General features: G+C 46.0%; 11 protein-coding genes. 8 read left to right on the top strand and 3 right to left on the bottom strand.

Annotated features, from left to right (window positions below):
* Nucleotides 1–117: 117 nt before the first annotated feature.
* The 8 genes from AC59IL_RS04015 to AC59IL_RS03980 all read left to right on the top strand — a co-directional run bounded on the left by AC59IL_RS04015 (nucleotide 118) and on the right by AC59IL_RS03980 (nucleotide 15,094).
* The gene (locus tag AC59IL_RS04015) at nucleotides 118–2,001 is read left to right on the top strand and encodes a right-handed parallel beta-helix repeat-containing protein (RefSeq protein WP_496550794.1); all 1,884 of its coding nucleotides are present in this window, start codon (nucleotides 118–120) and stop codon (nucleotides 1,999–2,001) included.
* Nucleotides 2,002–2,106: 105 nt separating this feature from the next.
* Nucleotides 2,107–4,290, top strand: coding sequence for an alpha-L-rhamnosidase-related protein (locus AC59IL_RS04010; RefSeq protein WP_496550793.1), 2,184 nt, complete (start codon nucleotides 2,107–2,109; stop codon nucleotides 4,288–4,290).
* A 102-nt stretch (nucleotides 4,291–4,392) separates the two neighbouring features.
* Complete coding sequence (locus tag AC59IL_RS04005) at nucleotides 4,393–5,646, top strand: ribulose-bisphosphate carboxylase large subunit family protein (RefSeq protein WP_496550792.1); 1,254 nt, start codon at nucleotides 4,393–4,395, stop codon at nucleotides 5,644–5,646.
* Between the two features lie 208 nt (nucleotides 5,647–5,854).
* Nucleotides 5,855–7,180, top strand: coding sequence for a four-carbon acid sugar kinase family protein (locus tag AC59IL_RS04000; RefSeq protein ID WP_496550791.1), 1,326 nt, complete (start codon nucleotides 5,855–5,857; stop codon nucleotides 7,178–7,180).
* A gap of 74 nt (nucleotides 7,181–7,254) precedes the next feature.
* Nucleotides 7,255–7,911 (top strand): aspartate/glutamate racemase family protein, encoded by a 657-nt coding sequence (locus AC59IL_RS03995; protein WP_496550790.1) that lies wholly within the window; start codon nucleotides 7,255–7,257, stop codon nucleotides 7,909–7,911.
* A gap of 111 nt (nucleotides 7,912–8,022) precedes the next feature.
* Nucleotides 8,023–9,354 (top strand): bile acid:sodium symporter family protein, encoded by a 1,332-nt coding sequence (locus AC59IL_RS03990; RefSeq protein ID WP_496550789.1) that lies wholly within the window; start codon nucleotides 8,023–8,025, stop codon nucleotides 9,352–9,354.
* Nucleotides 9,355–9,403: 49 nt separating this feature from the next.
* A complete protein-coding gene (locus tag AC59IL_RS03985; protein ID WP_496550788.1) occupies nucleotides 9,404–12,880 on the top strand; it encodes a glycosyl hydrolase in 3,477 nt (1,158 codons plus the stop codon).
* 192 nt (nucleotides 12,881–13,072) lie between these two features.
* A complete protein-coding gene (locus tag AC59IL_RS03980; RefSeq protein ID WP_496550787.1) occupies nucleotides 13,073–15,094 on the top strand; it encodes an aceric acid hydrolase in 2,022 nt (673 codons plus the stop codon).
* Between the two features lie 86 nt (nucleotides 15,095–15,180).
* On the opposite strand, the gene AC59IL_RS03975 is transcribed toward AC59IL_RS03980, so the two are convergent.
* From AC59IL_RS03975 to AC59IL_RS03965, 3 genes are read right to left on the bottom strand one after another with little or no spacing between them, the layout of a single operon-like run.
* A complete protein-coding gene (locus tag AC59IL_RS03975) occupies nucleotides 15,181–15,864 on the bottom strand; it encodes a hypothetical protein (protein ID WP_496550786.1) in 684 nt (227 codons plus the stop codon).
* A gap of 58 nt (nucleotides 15,865–15,922) precedes the next feature.
* Nucleotides 15,923–16,471, bottom strand: coding sequence for a DUF1697 domain-containing protein (locus tag AC59IL_RS03970; protein ID WP_496550785.1), 549 nt, complete (start codon nucleotides 16,469–16,471; stop codon nucleotides 15,923–15,925).
* A gap of 10 nt (nucleotides 16,472–16,481) precedes the next feature.
* Complete coding sequence (locus AC59IL_RS03965; RefSeq protein WP_496550784.1) at nucleotides 16,482–17,003, bottom strand: hypothetical protein; 522 nt, start codon at nucleotides 17,001–17,003, stop codon at nucleotides 16,482–16,484.
* Nucleotides 17,004–17,037: the final 34 nt, after the last annotated feature.

The raw sequence follows: 17,037 nt of genomic DNA, 5'->3' as shown, positions 1-17,037 counted from the left end.
TAGGGAAGTACTATGAAGGTACTACGGGAGTACTAGGTGGATACTATGTTGCGTGTATGGAGTTAATATGGAGTAACTATGGAGTTAGTATGGAGTAACATGCCGTTTTAAGAACATATGAAAAAGTTATTTAAACACATCATTACGATTGTACTATTTGCCACCGGTATTGTTTATACTGTGGAGGCTGCAAATATTTGGGTTGCACCGGATGGAAAGGATACCAATCCCGGTACTAAAGAACAACCGATGGCCACAGTAGCCATGGCATTGCGCAAAGCAAGGGAATTGCGCCGGTTAAACGATCCTGCTATAGCAACTGGCATTCACATCATTATTCAAAACGGCACATACACTTTTTGTGAACCATTGTTTGTGCGACCCGAAGATTCGGGTACACCTGCATCTCCTACCGTTATCGAAGCCGCGCCCGATGCCCAGCCAATATTCAGCGGTGGAGTGGCGGTAACCGGCTGGCGCAAAGCCACAGAGAAAATACCCGGATTACCGGCTACCGCTCAGGGAAATGTATGGATTGCCCCCGCGCCTACGATCGCCGGCCGTTTGCCCGAATTCAGACAACTATGGGTGAATGAGCTAAAAGCCATCAAGGCCCGCGACCGCAATGCCGATAGCATGAACCGCATTTTATCGTGGAATCATCAAACAGAACAATGCTGGATACCTAAACCGGCCGTATCGGGCTGGGATAAAAATACATTACCCGAAATGGTCATTCACCAGTGGTGGGCCATTGCTGTGTTGCGCATAAAATCGGTTATGGTACAGGGTGACAGCGCGCTGCTCAGCTTTCATCAGCCCGAAAGCCGTATTCAGTCAGAACATCCCTGGCCTGCACCCTGGATTTCACAAAAAACAGGTAATTCGGCTTTTTACTTAACCAATGCCATTCAGTTTCTCGATCAGCCCGGCGAATGGTATCTCGACAGGCAGCAACAGCGTATCATTTACTGGCCGCGTAATAACGAGCATATGCAAACGGCGAATGCGGTTGCTCCGGTAATGGAGCAAATAGTGCAGGTAGAGGGAACCATCGACAGACCGGTAAGCTATGTATATTTCAAAGGAATTAATTTTAGTTATACTTCCTGGTTGCGTCCGTCGCAGGCAGGCCATGTACCCTTGCAGGCGGGTATGTATTTGCTCGATGCCTATAAATTAAAGATACCGGGCACTCCCGATAAAAAAGGACTCGAAAACCAGGCATGGATCGGCCGCCAGCCCGCCGCCGTTACATTACAATTTATACACAACACCGGTTTTGAACGTTGCCGGTTTAGCCATATGGCGGCAACCGGTCTTGATTATATAAAAGGAAGCTACAACGATACCATTGTTGGATGCGCTTTTAATGATATTGGCGGAACGGCTATACAGGCCGGCAAATTTTCAGATCCCGGTTTTGAAACGCATTTGCCGTACAGTCCGGCCGATGAACGGGAACTGTGCCGCAACCTTGTCATCAGCAATAATTTTATTTCCAATTGCGCCAATGAAGACTGGGGCTGTGCAGGCATCAGCGCCGGCTATGTACAGGGCATTAACATCGATCATAATGAAGTGAGTGATGTTGCCTATTCGGGTATTTGCGTGGGCTGGGGCTGGACGAAAACCATCAATGCCATGCGCAATAACCGCATTCATGCCAACCTTGTGCATCATTATGCAAAGCATATGTATGATGTAGCAGGAATATATACTTTATCGGCACAGCCCGGTTCGGTGATCAGTGAAAATTGCGTGCATACAATAAACAAAGCGCCCTATGCACATGATCCTGAACATTGGTTTTATTTGTATCTCGATGAAGGCTCTTCTTATATAACGGTAAAAGATAATTGGTGCGAGGCTGAAAAGTTTTTAAAGAATGCGAACGGCCCCGGTAATACCTGGGAGAACAATGGCCCCATGGTAGCGGATAGTATTAAACAGGCTGCAGGTTTGGAAGCTCCATTCAGGGAAATTAGAAATGAAAAATGAGAAATAAGAAAATATCGAATAATGAATTTTAAATGTTGAATAAAGAAGGAAAGACAAACCTGCGGGTTCAACTTCAAACTATAAACGATAAACCATAAATTACTAATGAATTGCAGAAATGCCATATTGCAACGGATCTGTTTTTTTTCGCTGTTGTTTTTTGCCGCAGGTAGCAGTGTGATGGCGCAGGCCACCTGGATCTGGTATCCTGGCGACTTTGAGATCTGGCTGGCCAATAACATGCAGAACCGCCGTACCGAACGCGGAAGTTTTTTTCCTCCTTTCTGGAAGCTCGATAATCACTATGTGCTGATGGATTTTCATAAAGACGTTGAGCTGACCGAACCCGAACAGGTACAAATAGCCATAGAAGGCGATTATGCCGTAAAGATCGATGGCAAAGGCTTTGAAGGCACACCGCAGCAAATAATTGTTCCTGCAGGAAAGCATCGCATCAATATAAAAGTTTTCAATCGCGATAAAGTGCCGGCCATTTTTGTAAAAGGCAAAACCATTGTATCGGATGCCTCGTGGCTGGTAACTTATGAAGACAAAGAATGGATTGATGAAACCGGTAAGGCATCTGATCAGTCGGCTACCATATGGCTGCATGCCGCTGGTTGGAATTTCAACGATCCTGATCACCGCCCTTCTGCCTTTAAACTGGCAACGCAGGCACAGTCACCGGTTTCAGTTACTAAGAATGGTTCGCTGCTGGTTGATTTTGGTAAAGAAACATTCGGTTATATCCGTTTACATGGAGTGAAAGGAAAAGGCAAAGTATCGTTGTATTATGGCGAATCGAAGGAAGAAGCGCTGGCCACAACATCCTGCGAATTGCTCGACAGGATCGATGTAAACCAAACCCAAAAAGCAGATTCTGTTTTGCCGTTATCGAAAGCATTTCGATTTGTAAACATTCAATCCGATAATGAAGTTACGTATGATTCGGTTTCGATGTTGTATGAATATGCGCCGGTTGAAAAACGCGGTGCTTTCCGTTGTTCAGATGAATCTGTAAATAAAATATGGGAGGTAGCGGCGTATACCCTGCACTTAAATACCCGCGAGTTTTTTATCGACGGTATTAAACGCGACCGATGGATATGGAGCGGTGATGCCTATCAGAGTTACCTGATGAACTATTATTTGTTCTTTGATGCGCCCACTGTATCACGTACGTTGATTGCCCTTCGGGGTAAAGATCCTGTGACCAGCCATGTGAACACCATCATGGATTATACTTTTTACTGGTTCCTCGGTATTTACGATTATTATTTATACACGGGCGATAGAACCTTCATACAGCAGTTTTATCCGCGTATGAAAACCATGATGGATTTTTGTTTGCAGCGCCGTAATAAAGACGGCCTGTTGCAGGGATTAAGCGGCGACTGGATATTCATCGACTGGGCCAACGGCCTTAGCAAAAAAGGCGAAGTAAGTTTTGAACAATTGCTGTTTTGCCGCAGTCTTGAAACCATGGCGCTTTGCGCCAATATGTTGAACGATTCTAAAAATGCAGAGCAATACAAACAGCTGGCTGCCGACCTCAGAACAAAACTGTTCTCCATTTACTGGAGTGATGTCAAACACGCGTTGGTGCACAGTCGCGTAAACGGACTGCCCACCGATAACGTTACCCGCTATGCCAATATGTTTGCCATCTTTTTTAATTATTTCAACAATGACCAGAAGCAGGCTGTAAAGCAACATGTATTGCTGAACGATTCTATTCAAAAGATCACCACACCGTATATGCGTTTTTATGAACTGGAAGCATTGTGCGCTATGGGCGAGCAAAAATATGTGCTGAATGAAATGAAAAATTACTGGGGCGGCATGTTGCAGGCAGGTGCAACTTCTTTCTGGGAAGAATACAATCCCACGAAACAGGGCGCAGAACATTATGCCATGTATGGCCGTCCGTTTGGTAAAAGTTTATGTCATGCCTGGGGCGCCAGTCCGATTTACCTGCTGGGGAAATATTATCTCGGCATACAACCCACTTCACCGGCCTATGCCACCTGGGTAGCAGAACCCGTATTGGGCGGTTTGCAGTGGATGGAAGGAAAAGTGCCAACGCCTCATGGCGATATCAGTTTGTACTGCAGCACTACACAAATAAAAATAAAAGCAGGCGAAGGCACAGGAACGCTACGGATTAAAAGTCAGTCGAAACCCGTGTGCAAAGAAGCGGTAATAACCGATAAAGGAAATAACGTGTACGAAGTGACTGTTGAAGTGGGGAAGGAGTATGTAGTAAAATACAAGGCTAAAAACATATGAGTTACAGGTTGCAGGTTTCACGGATTCGAAACCTTGTAACCTGAAACTTGTAACCTGAAACCTGTGACCCGGATGAGTATTTTGAACTGAGCATAAATCATTATGGAACGAATAACTGCCACCTATTTTATCGAAACACCATTAGCGGTTGAAGCAGCTGCTGCGGTATTGGCGGGTGAACAATCGTCGGGAACATTTATTGCTGTGCCCGGCGAAACCTCAGCGCTGAAACAGCGCTTTGCCGCAAGGGTCGAGGAGGTAACACCGATTGAAACGGTAACTACCCCTGCATTACCGGGTGTAGCGAGCGCTTCCGGTAAATACAACAGGGCCCTGTTAAAAGTGTCGTGGAGCATTGAAAATTTCGGCTATAATTTACCGGTACTTGTTTCAACCCTGCAGGGTAATTTATACGAGCTGCGACAATTTACCGGTTTAAAACTCATAGATATTGAGCTGCCTGCATCGTTTGCGCAACACTATAAGGGGCCTGCCTTTGGCATAAGCGGATGCCGTGGGCTGACCAATGTGCAAAACAAGCCGTTGATCGGTACTATTATAAAACCAAGTATTGGTTTAACCCCGCAGCAAACGGCTGAAATGGTAACAACACTGGCAGGTGCAGGTATTGATTTTATAAAAGATGATGAGCTGTTGTCGTCATCGGCCAATTCATTGTTCAACGACCGGGTAGATGCCGTGATGCAGGTGATCAACAAACATGCCGATGCAACCGGCAAAAAAGTGATGTATGCATTTAACATCAGTGGCGACATTGACGACATGTTACAGCGGTACGAAAAAGTGGTTCGCAGCGGCGGTACCTGTGCCATGATCAGCGTAAACAGCGTTGGACTGAGTGCCGTGAAAAAAATATGCGATCAGCGGCGGCTGGCCATACATGCCCACCGCAATGGCTGGGGCATGTTAACACGGCATCCGTTGCTGGGCATCGATTTCAAAGCCTATCAAAAACTTTGGCGGCTGGCGGGTGTAGATCAGTTGCATGTAAACGGTATTCAAAATAAATTCTGGGAAAGCGATGATTCGGTAGTGGCTTCGATCAACGCCTGTTTGCAACCCATGTATGATCATAAAACAGTGTTGCCCGTAGTTTCATCAGGCCAATGGGGCGGACAGGCGCCTGAAACTTACCGCCGTACCCAAACCGTTGACCTGTTATATATGGCAGGTGGCGGTATTATGGCGCATCCTATGGGTGCAGCAGCCGGTGTAATAGCATTACAACAGGCATGGCAGGCCGCAGTTGACGGATTAAGTGTTGAGCAGGCAGCAGCCCTTTATCCCGAATTTGCTCAGTCGGTGAAGCAGTTCGGTGCAGGGAGTAGCAGGTAGTAAGTAGTAAGTTGACAAATTAACAGGAACAAGTTATCTGTTTCAGGTTACAGGTTACATGTTACAGGGAATAACTGCTTCTGAAGCCCTGAAACCTGCAACATGAAACCTGTAACATAAAATTGCCGTTTCACGTTTTCCGACTTTGTCTGCCGAAGCTTCAGCGTAGGCGGATTGACAATTGACCATTCACTATTCACCATTCACGATGAACAACACCAACATACTGCTCGCCTTTTACGGCGATGATTTCACCGGTTCAACCGATGCGCTGGAGTTTTTAACCAGGGCAGGGGCGAAAACTGCCTTGTTTATTGAGCCGCCATCGGCTGAACAATTAAAAAAATATCCGGGGTTGAATGCTTTTGGTGTGGCAGGCGCTACAAGGGCTATGGCGCCCGCACAAATGGATCTTACTTTAATACCTGCTTTTGAACAGTTAAAACAAACCGGCGCACGCCATGTGCATTATAAGGTTTGCTCAACCTTCGATTCGTCACCTGCTACCGGAAGCATCGGGAATGCGATTGATATCGGCACTGCTGTTTTTAAAAATAAATTTATTCCATTGCTCGTTGCCGCACCTGTTCTTGGCCGTTATTGTTTGTTCGGTAATTTGTTTGCACGCATGGGCATCGGCAGCAAAGGAACTATTTACCGGTTAGACAGGCATCCATCTATGAGCCGTCACCCGGTTACACCGGCCGATGAAAGTGATCTGCGTTTACATCTTGCAAAACAAACGGCAAAAAAAACAGGCCTGGTAGATATTTTACAAATAGCCGAACCGAAGCAAACGATCAAAAAAGAAATTGATCTGTTGGTGCAACAGGGCGTGGAAGTGATTTTATTTGATGCCCTTTACCAGGAACAACTATTGGCAATTGGTGAATTAATAGATGGCTATGCAAACGAAGGAACTCTGTTCTCGGTTGGGTCTTCGGGTATTGAAATGGCGCTCGGTCAATACTGGAATCATACAAACGCCTTACAGCCGGTTACCGAATGGCCGCATGCCGGCAAGGCAGAACCCATGCTGGTGATATGCGGAAGCTGCTCACCGGTAACAGCCGGACAAATTATTAACGCCAGGGCAAAAGGGTTTGAAGAATTGAACCTTGATGCAGTGGCCGTTTCAAATAATGATAATCACGTGGCGTCGGCAGCTTTGCTGAAAGCCATCGACTGGCTGCGGCTTGGAAAAAGTGTAATTGTTCACACCGGAGGAGCGGCAAACAGACAGCCGGCTTATTTACCGGCCGATAAATTAGGCAAGGCATTAGGGTTTATTGCCCGCCAGGCAGTTGCGCAAACAACTGTAAAGCGCATTGTAATTGCCGGTGGTGATACCAGCAGTTATGCAGCAAGAGCCATGGGTATTGAATCGGTGCAAATGATCGCGGCCCTGGTACCCGGCGCTCCGCTTTGCAGAGCAACCGCTCCCGGATCACCGTTAGATGGACTTGAAGTAAATTTTAAAGGCGGACAGGTTGGCGGCGAAGATTACTTTGAAATATTGTTAAACGGAAGATAAATAAAGCCGTGCCACGGTTCTAAACCGTGACACGGCTACAAATAACTCAGAACTCAGAACATAGAACTTATCATATGCAAAAAACATTAGGACTTATTCATACCTCAGCCACGCTGGTGCCCATGTTTCAGCAATTATGCAACGAATATTTACCGCAGGTAAAAGTGTTTAATATTGTTGACGACAGTTTGATCAAAAACGTGATCAGCTGCGGCGAATTAACACCGAAGACAGCAAGGCGCGTAGTAAACTATGTAGGCTCGGCCGAAGCAGCCGGCGCTGATTTTATCCTGGTAACCTGTTCTTCAATTGGTGCAGCCGTTGAAGCATCGGCACCTTTAACAAAAGTGCCCGTATTGCGTGTTGATCAGCCCATGGCCGATAGGGCGGTGCAAACAGGTAAACGAATCGGCGTAGTGGCTACGTTACCTACTACCCTGCAACCTACCAGCGACCTCGTAATACGCAGAGCTACCGCTGCAGGTAAAATCATTGAACTGGAAGCTGTTTTGTGCGAAGGCGCTTTTGACGCATTGATGAGCGGCGATGCAGCCACCCACGATGCCATGGTGGCAAAGGCATTAAAAGAATTATCGGCCAAATCAGATGTGATTGTATTGGCGCAGGCCTCTATGGCACGTGTAGCTGATAATCTGTTGGCCGAAGATAAAAAGGTGCCCATTCTGGCAAGTCCGGGTATTGCAATAAAGCACATTGCTTCTATATTATAAGTCAGGAAGAAAAAGACCGAAAGTCAGAAAAGACGGAAAGACCGAAAGTCCGGAATACTAATAATGAATTACGCAGTTTCTTTCGGACTTCCCGACTACTAAAAAAATCATATGAAAAAGATAGCTCAATTGTTCCTGTTGATAAGCATAGTATCGATGGGTGCTTTGTTTGCCGGCATCTTATTGCAGCAACCGTTATTTTACAAACCGGCTGCAGTAAGTGCTGCAGTGTGTCTGGCCATTGGCCTGGGTGCTGTAAAACGCCTGAAAGGATACCGGTATACTGCCTGGATCCTGGCTGCTGTGGTTGCGGGCATGATGTATCCCGAAGCATTTAAAAGCTGGGGACCGGTTGAGCTGAGGAACAAATGGCTAATGCTGGTGATTATTCAGATGGTGATGTTTGGAATGGGCATACAAATGAAGGTTGCCGATTTTTCGGGTTTGCGGCAAACAGGCAGGGGCGTGGTGATCGGCTTATTATGCCATTTTTCCATAATGCCACTGATGGGATGGTTGCTCACACGCTTCTTTCATTTTGAGCCTGAAATAGCGGCCGGTATTATACTCATTGGTTCTACCTCGAGCGGGCTGGCTTCTAACGTAATGGTATATCTGGCAAGGGCCAATCTTGTATTATCGGTAGTGGTTACTGCTATGGCCACCATGGCGGCGCCTTTTTTTACACCGCTGCTGATGAAATTGCTGGCAGGCACGCTCGTGAAGGTGGATGTGGTGAATATGATGATGGAAATAATTAAGATCGTAATAGTACCCATTGGCGCAGCCTTATTGCATGATTATTTAAAAAATGCTTCATCGAATGGCATACGGGTAATGACGCTGTTATTTATCATTGCCGTTTTTTGGCTGGCAGCATTGCCGTTGGGCTGGTGGAGCTTTTTATCGGAAAATGTTTCGTCGGCGCAGCTGTTGCAATCGATAGAAATATTCGGTTTTTTGCTTGGCGCCGTTATCGCAGGCATTTTATATCATCTGTTGGCTCAGCTATATCCCAGGCTCGATGCGGTGATGCCTTATTGCTCTATGTTCGGTATTATTTATTTTACAACCGTTACTACGGCGGCCGGATATGAGAATTTATTAAAAACCGGCTGGATATTGTTTCTTTGTTCGGTATTGCACAATGCAGCGGGTTATTTCTTTGGTTACTGGCTGGCCCGTTTGTTCAGGTTAGATAAAAATTCATCGCGTACCATTGCATTTGAAGTGGGATTGCAAAACGCTGGTATGGCATCGGGCCTGGCAGCCGGTATGGGAAAGTTGGGGACGCTTGGTTTGCCTGCTGCTGTGTTTAGTCCGTGGATGAATATTTCCGGTTCTATCTTAGCCAACTATTGGCGAAAGCACCCGGTGAAGGATGTCTTGGAGGAAACAGATGCCATTACGAATATGGAGTTGAAACTGAAGGAAAGTGTGTGATTTTGGGATTTTGAGATTTTGGGATTTTGTGATTTTCATAAAACATAGCATGAAGAAAGGACTGGTAACAGTTATTGTTTTTTTTGTTTCGTTTGTTTATCTGCAGGCGCAGAACCATGGAGGTTCTAATAGCAGCGTAAGCAATTCATCTGGTATTTCATTAGATGATCTGTTCCGTCATCCGCCGCAGCAGGCTAAACCATGGGTGTTCTGGTACTGGATGCAGGCGGCTGCTTCAAAAGAAGGCATTACAGCCGATCTGCAGGCGATGAAAGAAGCAGGCATCGGCGGCGCTTATATGATGTTCATAAAAGGAACAGCCAATCCGCCATTGATCAATCCGCCGGCCGAACAATTGTCGCCGGCCTGGTGGCAACTGGTAAAATTTGCCATGGAAGAGGCAAAGCGGCTGAACCTGCAACTGGCCATGCACGTAAGCGACGGCTTTGCGCTGGCAGGCGGCCCGTGGATCACACCTGAATTATCGATGCAAAAGGTAGTGTGGACGAAGACCTATACCACCGGAAAAAATACATTCAACGGACTGTTACCGCAACCTGAAACCAAAGAAAAATATTACAGGGATATAGCAGTATTCGCATTTCCGACCACCATCAAAAATGCCATTGCCGACACGGCCCTGGTGCCTGTTGTTACGACCAGCATGGCTGGTGAAGCACCGCAGTATCTGGCCATGATACAAAGTAAACAAAGTTTTAAAAGCGATACCGCCTGCTGGATACAATATGCTTATAACAAACCGTTCACCTGTCGCTCTATTCTGATTCGCGCCAATGGCAATAATTATCAGTCGAAACGATTGCAGCTGCAGGTAAGCAACGATGGAAAACAATTCAGGGTGGTAGAGCGTATGCAACCCCCGCGGCACGGCTGGGAAGATAATGATGAAGATGTAACCTATGCCATACCGGCCACCACTGCACGCTATTTCAGATTTATATACAATAAAGAGGGATCCGAACCCGGTGCCGAGGATCTCGACGCGGCCAAATGGAAACCAACTCTCAAAATTTCGGGTATTGAATTATCGGGCGAACCGGTGATACATCAGTACGAAGGAAAGAACGGATCGGTATGGCGCGTGAGCGAACGAACGCTGGCAACGCAGGCGCCCGAATCGTTGTGTGTGCCGCTGAACCGCATTATTGATATTACCGGTAAAATGACAGCCGATGGCCGTCTTACCTGGGAAGTGCCCGAAGGTAACTGGACCATCCTGCGTATTGGTCATACTTCAACCGGGCATACCAATGCTACCGGCGGTGGAGGCATGGGGCTTGAGTGTGATAAGTTTAATCCGGCAGCAGTGCGATTACAGTTTGATAAATGGTTTGGCGAAGCCATACGGCAGGCCGGGCCCGAGCTGGCGAAGGAAGTGTTGAAGATATTTCATGTTGACAGCTGGGAATGCGGCAGCCAGAACTGGTCGCCCGTATTCAGGGATGAATTTAAAAAACGCCGCGGATATGATTGCTTCCCTTACCTCATTGCTATGGCCGGTATACCGGTTCAAAGCGCCGATGTTTCAGAACGTTTTTTGTACGATGTACGGCAAACGATCATAGAGCTGGTAAAGGAAAATTTTTATGTTACGTTAAAAGATCTCGCGCATGAAAAAGGATGTGCATTCAGCGCCGAAAGTATTGCGCCTACCATGACGAGCGATGGCTTATTACATTATGGGCAAAGCGATATTTCGATGGGCGAGTTTTGGTTACGCAGTCCCACACACGATAAACCCAACGACATGCTCGATGCTATTTCGGGCGGTCATATTTATGGTAAACCCATTATTCAGGCCGAAGCATTTACCGAATTGCGCATGGTCTGGGACGAACACCCCGGTATGCTCAAAACGCTGGCGGATAGAAATTTTGCGTTGGGCATTAATCGCCTCGTGTACCATGTGTTCATGCACAATCCGTGGACCGATCGTGCTCCGGGCATGACATTGAATGGGGTAGGGTTATATTTTCAGCGCAATCAAACCTGGTGGAAGCCCGGCAAAGCCTGGGTTGAATATGCACAGCGATGCCAGGCATTGCTGCAACAGGGTAAACCGGTGGTAGATGTGGCTGTGTTTACAGGAGAAGAAATTCCGCGCCGCTCCATTCTACCCGACAGACTGGTAAGAACCCTTCCCGGTATTTTTGGCGATTCAATAGTACAACACGAAAAAAAGCGGTTGGCCAATGCAGGTAATCCATTAAGAGCGATACCCGAAGGTATTGTGCATTCGGCCAATATGGCCGATCCCGAAAACTGGATCGACCCGTTGCATGGATACGCCTACGATTCATTCAATCCCGATGTGTTATTGCAGGCCACCGTACGCAACGGCCGGGTTGAGTTTCCCGGAGGGGCTAGTTACAAGGTGCTGGTATTTCCGCAGGTGCATCCGATGTCGCCAAACAAAAAATTAATGACACCGGCTATAGCAAAGAAAATAAATGAACTGGTGAAGGCCGGGGCCACGATAATTGTAAATGATGCACCTGAAAAGTCATACAGTTTGCAACAATATTCCAATGCCGACAAGCAGGTAAAAGCATTTGCCGGTGAAATATGGAAAAAGGTCCCTGCGAAAAAATTAACTAAGTGGAATGTAGGAAAAGGTACTGTAGTACAGGGGCCTTACCGGGAAAGTTCTTTTGGGCCTATTGGTATAGAAAGAGATGTTGAAGTGCATGACAATGGCGAACCAGCTACCGGCATTACATGGACGCATCGTGCCGGCGACGGGTTTGATATTTATTTTATCAGTAACCAGCTTAATGAAGATAGGGATCTTTCGGTTTCCCTGCGTGTAAACGACCGCTGGCCCGAAATATGGAACCCTGTTTCAGGAATTCAACGAACCGAAAAAAAATATCGGCATATAAGTCGTTCGGTGTTTCCTTTAGAGCTTCCTGCCAATGGATCGGTATTTATAGTCTTTCGTGAAAAAAGAAAGAGAACATCTACTCCTATTAACGGAAGTGAAAATATGTTTGAGTCTTTTTATGGCGATACCATCCGGAATGCCTGGACCGTTGCATTTGACAGTACGGTTGGTGGCCCTTCGCAGCCGGTAGTGTTTGAACAATTGAAAGACTGGTCAACCAATACAAACAATGCCATCCGCTACTATTCAGGTACGGCCGTTTATAACACCACCTTTAACTGGAATAAGCACCCTGGTATAAATACACGGTTATGGTTAGATGTAGGAAAGGTATACAACATGGCCTCGGTGTATGTAAACGGAAAAGCGTGTGGTGTGGCCTGGACAGCCCCTTATCGCGTTGATATAACCAATGCCATCCGGCCCGGCAACAACGAATTGCGCATCGAGGTAACCAACACCTGGGCCAACCGCTTAATGGGCGATTTGCTGTTACCCGAAAAAGAAAGAATTACCTGGACCACCGCACCGCTGTGGTTAAAAGATAAACCCTTATTGCCGGCAGGGTTGTTGGGGCCGGTTACGTTGCGGGTCCTGAGCGTAGTCGAAGGAGCTCAATAAAATTTTCGGTGGCCGTCATCCTGAGCGTAGTCGAAGGAGCGGAGTCGAAGGGCCGGCAACGTTGAGGATTGGGGATTGATGAATATCCCGTTAGGGATAATATGCAGGTAGAGAAATTGCAATCGGAGAGCCGGTCCCGTAGAGACAGAACGTGGGGGTATTAATTCAAAATTCATTATTCAATATTTTATCATGTACAAACGTATTCATCTTTTTCTTTTCCTGTTGGCCGCCGCAGATACCGTGTATTGTCAAAACAACAGTCTGGTGAATACCAGTAACAGTGCGCATGTTAAACTGCAGCCGGTTGATATGAATGCTGTGGTTTGGACAGGCGGTTTCTGGGGCGAGCGTATGCAGGTGTGCAAAGATTCGATGCTGCCGCATTTGTGGAGAACCTATACCGATGCCAATATCAGTCATGCATACAAAAACTTTGAGATCGCTGCAGGTCACGATGTTGGTTCGCATAAAGGCCCTCCCTTTCACGACGGCGATTTTTACAAGCTGCTCGAAGGGGTTGCCAACATGTATGCCATTACAAAAGATAAGAACCTCGATGTAATGATGGATACGGTGATTGCTACCATTGCACAATGCCAGCGCCCCGATGGGTATATTCATACGCCGGTGATGATTGAAGAAAAGAAACAAACCAATAATGCAAAGCCGTTTGAAGACAGGCTGAATTTTGAAACCTACAATATGGGGCATTTGATGACGGCCGGCTGTGTGCATTACCGCGCAACCGGTAAAAGAACCTTGCTGGATGTAGCGATCAAAGCAGCCGATTACCTCGATAATTTTTACAAACGCGCTGAGCCCGAACTGGCACGGAATGCCATTTGTCCTTCGCATTACATGGGCGTGATTGAATTGTACCGTACCACCAAAGACCCGAAATATTTACAACTGGCTATTAACTTAATCAATATACGCGGACTGGTGAATGAAGGCACCGATGATAACCAGGACCGTGTTCCTTTTCGTCAACAAAAAACAGCGATGGGGCATGCGGTACGGGCTAATTATTTATATGCCGGTGTAGCCGATGTATATGCCGAAACAGGAGATGATTCGCTGATGGATTGTTTGAACCACATCTGGGACGATGTAGTATATAAAAAAATGTACATCACCGGCGCCTGTGGCGCTTTGTATGATGGCGTATCGCCTTATGGCACTTCGTACAAACCTGTGAATATTCAAAAAATACATCAGGCTTATGGAAGGGCGTACCAGTTGCCTAATATGACGGCGCATAACGAAACCTGCGCCAATATCGGCAACCTGTTATGGAACTGGCGCATGCTATTGCTGAGCGGCGACGCCAAATATGCCGATATCATGGAACTGGCTTTGTACAACAGCATATTGTCGGGCATCAGTTTGGATGGTAACAGATTTTTCTATGCCAATCCTTTAAGCGCTTCGGGCGATTTTCCTTATACGCTGCGCTGGGCCGGTGGCCGTGTGCCTTATATCAGTTTATCAAATTGTTGTCCGCCCAATACGGTGCGCACCATTGCCGAAGCGGGCGATTATGCCTATACGATATCCGGCAAAGGTGTGTGGGTGCATTTGTATGGAAGCAATATGTTATCATCTCAATTAAAAGATGGTGGGGCTGTACAACTGTCGCAACAAACCAACTACCCCTGGGACGGGCGTATTAAAATCACTGTTGCAAAGGCGGCCAGTACTCCTTTTTCAATGTTTATGCGCATCCCGGGTTGGTGCAAAAAAGCAGGGATTACGGTGAATGGTAAACCGGTTGCTGTTGCCATAGCGCCAGCACAGTATGCCGAAATAAACCGTACGTGGAAATCAGGCGATGTGATTGAGCTGAACCTCGATATGCCGGTAACATTGATTGAAAGCAATCCGCTGGTAGAAGAAACACGTAATCAGCTGGCGGTAAAACGCGGTCCGGTAGTGTATTGCGTTGAATCGACCGATGTGCCCACTGGCACCAATGTATTTGATATTGTATTGCCGCTTAAAAATGATCTGAAACCTGTTTATAAAACCATCGATAAAAGCAAAGTGATGAGTTTGCAGGGCACTGCCTTACTGCAGCCGAAGGCCGACTGGACAAACACTTTGTACAGGGAGGCGCGCGCCGCATCAACACCCATCAAAATAACTATGATTCCCTATTATGCCTGGGGCAACAGGGGCAAGTCGGATATGACGGTGTGGGTGAAGAAGTAGTAAGTAATAAGTTGTTGCCTTCGGCAACGTTTAAAAATGGTATTTGCATGCTGCAAGCCTGTGCCCAAAAAACTGTCAGGTTTAAGCTAGAAATTCGACGACCCTTTTAAAAATTCATTTCGTTCTATGATCTCTCCATCAAACACATTGATAACGGTTACGTGCTGGCTGTCGCCGGTGGTATTATCGGCTTCCATGATTTGCCATACAATGGTTTTGAACGTTTCGTTGTAGTATAAATAAATATCGCCGGGCCGGGTGATGGGGGCTTCTTTATCGGATGCGGCAATGGCTAATGCTTTGCTGCAGTTGATGATCTTTTTTTTCTGGTTGGCAATGCCTTCAAACTGGCCTTTCTTTAACAGTTCGCCGTTTAGCTTAACCACCAGTTTAAAAGCGAAAGGAATATTGTCTTTAAAAAAGAACTCGTAAAAAATAACATACACTCCATCAGCCGGGTTGTTATTGCCATCGTACACTGTAACCGGACTAAACAATTTTTCGTTCACGGTTGAGTCGAAGATTTTGGCACTTTTTACATGCAGCCCTTTAAAAAACGAAGCAGAAGTTTCTTTTATGATCTCCGTTTTGATGCGTTCTTTTACCGAGTCGGGGATCAGGTTATAGTCATATTTTTTGAAGTCCTGAATGGGTAATTCAGAAGGCGCCATGGCCAGCTGATCGATGTATTTTATACGGTTGCACGAGGTTTGGGCCTGTGAAAAGTAACAAGCCATGCAAAACAGTCCTAAAAACAATAATGATCTCATGTAAGTTATTTGGATTGGCCCCCATTGGTGGGGTATGGCTATAAAACGATCATATTCTTTATATGTTGTTTGCGAGTTCTACCAGTTTATTTACTGTTTTCCAGTTGCGGGTGGTGGCGCTTACCTTCAACTTGCTCTCGAAAAAATTGTTCGACAGTTTGGTGATGCCATAGCCACCCGGGCAATACAAATAAATTTCATGGCCCTTCATAATAAACCGGTCGGGGGCGTAATCGATGGTTTTAAGCCGGTTGAGGTTTTCTTCAGCAGGCTCGCCGGCCAAAAAGGTTACATGCAACTTTTCGGTATCGATATTCTTCTCTTTCAGAAATGGGTTCTTTGAAATTACCTGTTCCATTTCTTCTGCAGTTCTGATAATGACAGGAACGCTGAAGTTGTATTTTTTCTCAATGGCCCCTTCAATTTGTTTAACAAGCGACGCCGGGGAAAGCTTCTTTTCGGATATAAACAACACATTGCCGCTTTGTATGTAGGTGATTACCTGTTTCAGGTGCAGGCTTTCGTACAGCGCTTTTAAATCAGCCATCGCAATTTTCTTTGCTCCGCTCACATTAATTCCCCGCAATATCGAAATATAAACCGGCATACATCAGTTGTTACATTATTTCGTAGATTATTGTCAGCGGGGAACCGAGCTTAGCTTCAATTTTTTGAATAAGTTCAGTGTTCACTTCATCGTTCAGATCAACAAACTGAAAGTACTGGTTCGAGATAGCGGTGGGCTGCTTAAACTGTATATCTGTTATTTTTGAAACTTTTTTACATTTTTCGCAGGTGACGATAATTGATTTCATATCCTTTTCAACCATATGTTCCACTTCAAAATCGTAAAAATCATTCAGGGCGTCATAAAATTCATCGTCTATATCTTCAGAACAATGGGTACAGGTAGCGCCATATCCTTCAGAAGAGGCTTCAGGAATTAGCCGGTCGTTCTCTGTGTCGCGTATTGATGCATATTCAAACGACAGCAACTGTCCCGGGGCAAAACTTTCATCATCTTCATCATAATAGCCCTCAATAAGATTCAGTTCTTCAAGAACGTTTTCAACAGTGCTTTTGAATTGTCCGGTAGGAAATTTCGTCTTTGGAATAAAATAAATGGATGTTGTTGCCATAAATTACGATTCGTTTCTTCAATGAAAATAACTT

Source organism: Niastella sp. sgz303648 (genome assembly GCF_059587045.1).
Note: the sequence above shows the minus strand (reverse complement) of the source record. Positions and strands in the feature narration are given on the sequence as shown.

What these genes read in the sequence shown, in the direction of transcription:
- AC59IL_RS03990 (WP_496550789.1), top strand. Translation starts at nt 8,023, where the DNA reads ATGAAAAAGATAGCTCAATTGTTCCTGTTGATAAGCATAGTATCGATG.
- AC59IL_RS03975 (WP_496550786.1), bottom strand. Translation starts at nt 15,864, where the DNA reads ATGAGATCATTATTGTTTTTAGGACTGTTTTGCATGGCTTGTTACTTT.
- AC59IL_RS04015 (WP_496550794.1), top strand. Translation starts at nt 118, where the DNA reads ATGAAAAAGTTATTTAAACACATCATTACGATTGTACTATTTGCCACC.
- AC59IL_RS04005 (WP_496550792.1), top strand. Translation starts at nt 4,393, where the DNA reads ATGGAACGAATAACTGCCACCTATTTTATCGAAACACCATTAGCGGTT.
- AC59IL_RS03970 (WP_496550785.1), bottom strand. Translation starts at nt 16,471, where the DNA reads ATGCCGGTTTATATTTCGATATTGCGGGGAATTAATGTGAGCGGAGCA.
- AC59IL_RS03965 (WP_496550784.1), bottom strand. Translation starts at nt 17,003, where the DNA reads ATGGCAACAACATCCATTTATTTTATTCCAAAGACGAAATTTCCTACC.
- AC59IL_RS03985 (WP_496550788.1), top strand. Translation starts at nt 9,404, where the DNA reads ATGAAGAAAGGACTGGTAACAGTTATTGTTTTTTTTGTTTCGTTTGTT.
- AC59IL_RS04000 (WP_496550791.1), top strand. Translation starts at nt 5,855, where the DNA reads ATGAACAACACCAACATACTGCTCGCCTTTTACGGCGATGATTTCACC.
- AC59IL_RS04010 (WP_496550793.1), top strand. Translation starts at nt 2,107, where the DNA reads ATGAATTGCAGAAATGCCATATTGCAACGGATCTGTTTTTTTTCGCTG.
- AC59IL_RS03980 (WP_496550787.1), top strand. Translation starts at nt 13,073, where the DNA reads ATGTACAAACGTATTCATCTTTTTCTTTTCCTGTTGGCCGCCGCAGAT.
- AC59IL_RS03995 (WP_496550790.1), top strand. Translation starts at nt 7,255, where the DNA reads ATGCAAAAAACATTAGGACTTATTCATACCTCAGCCACGCTGGTGCCC.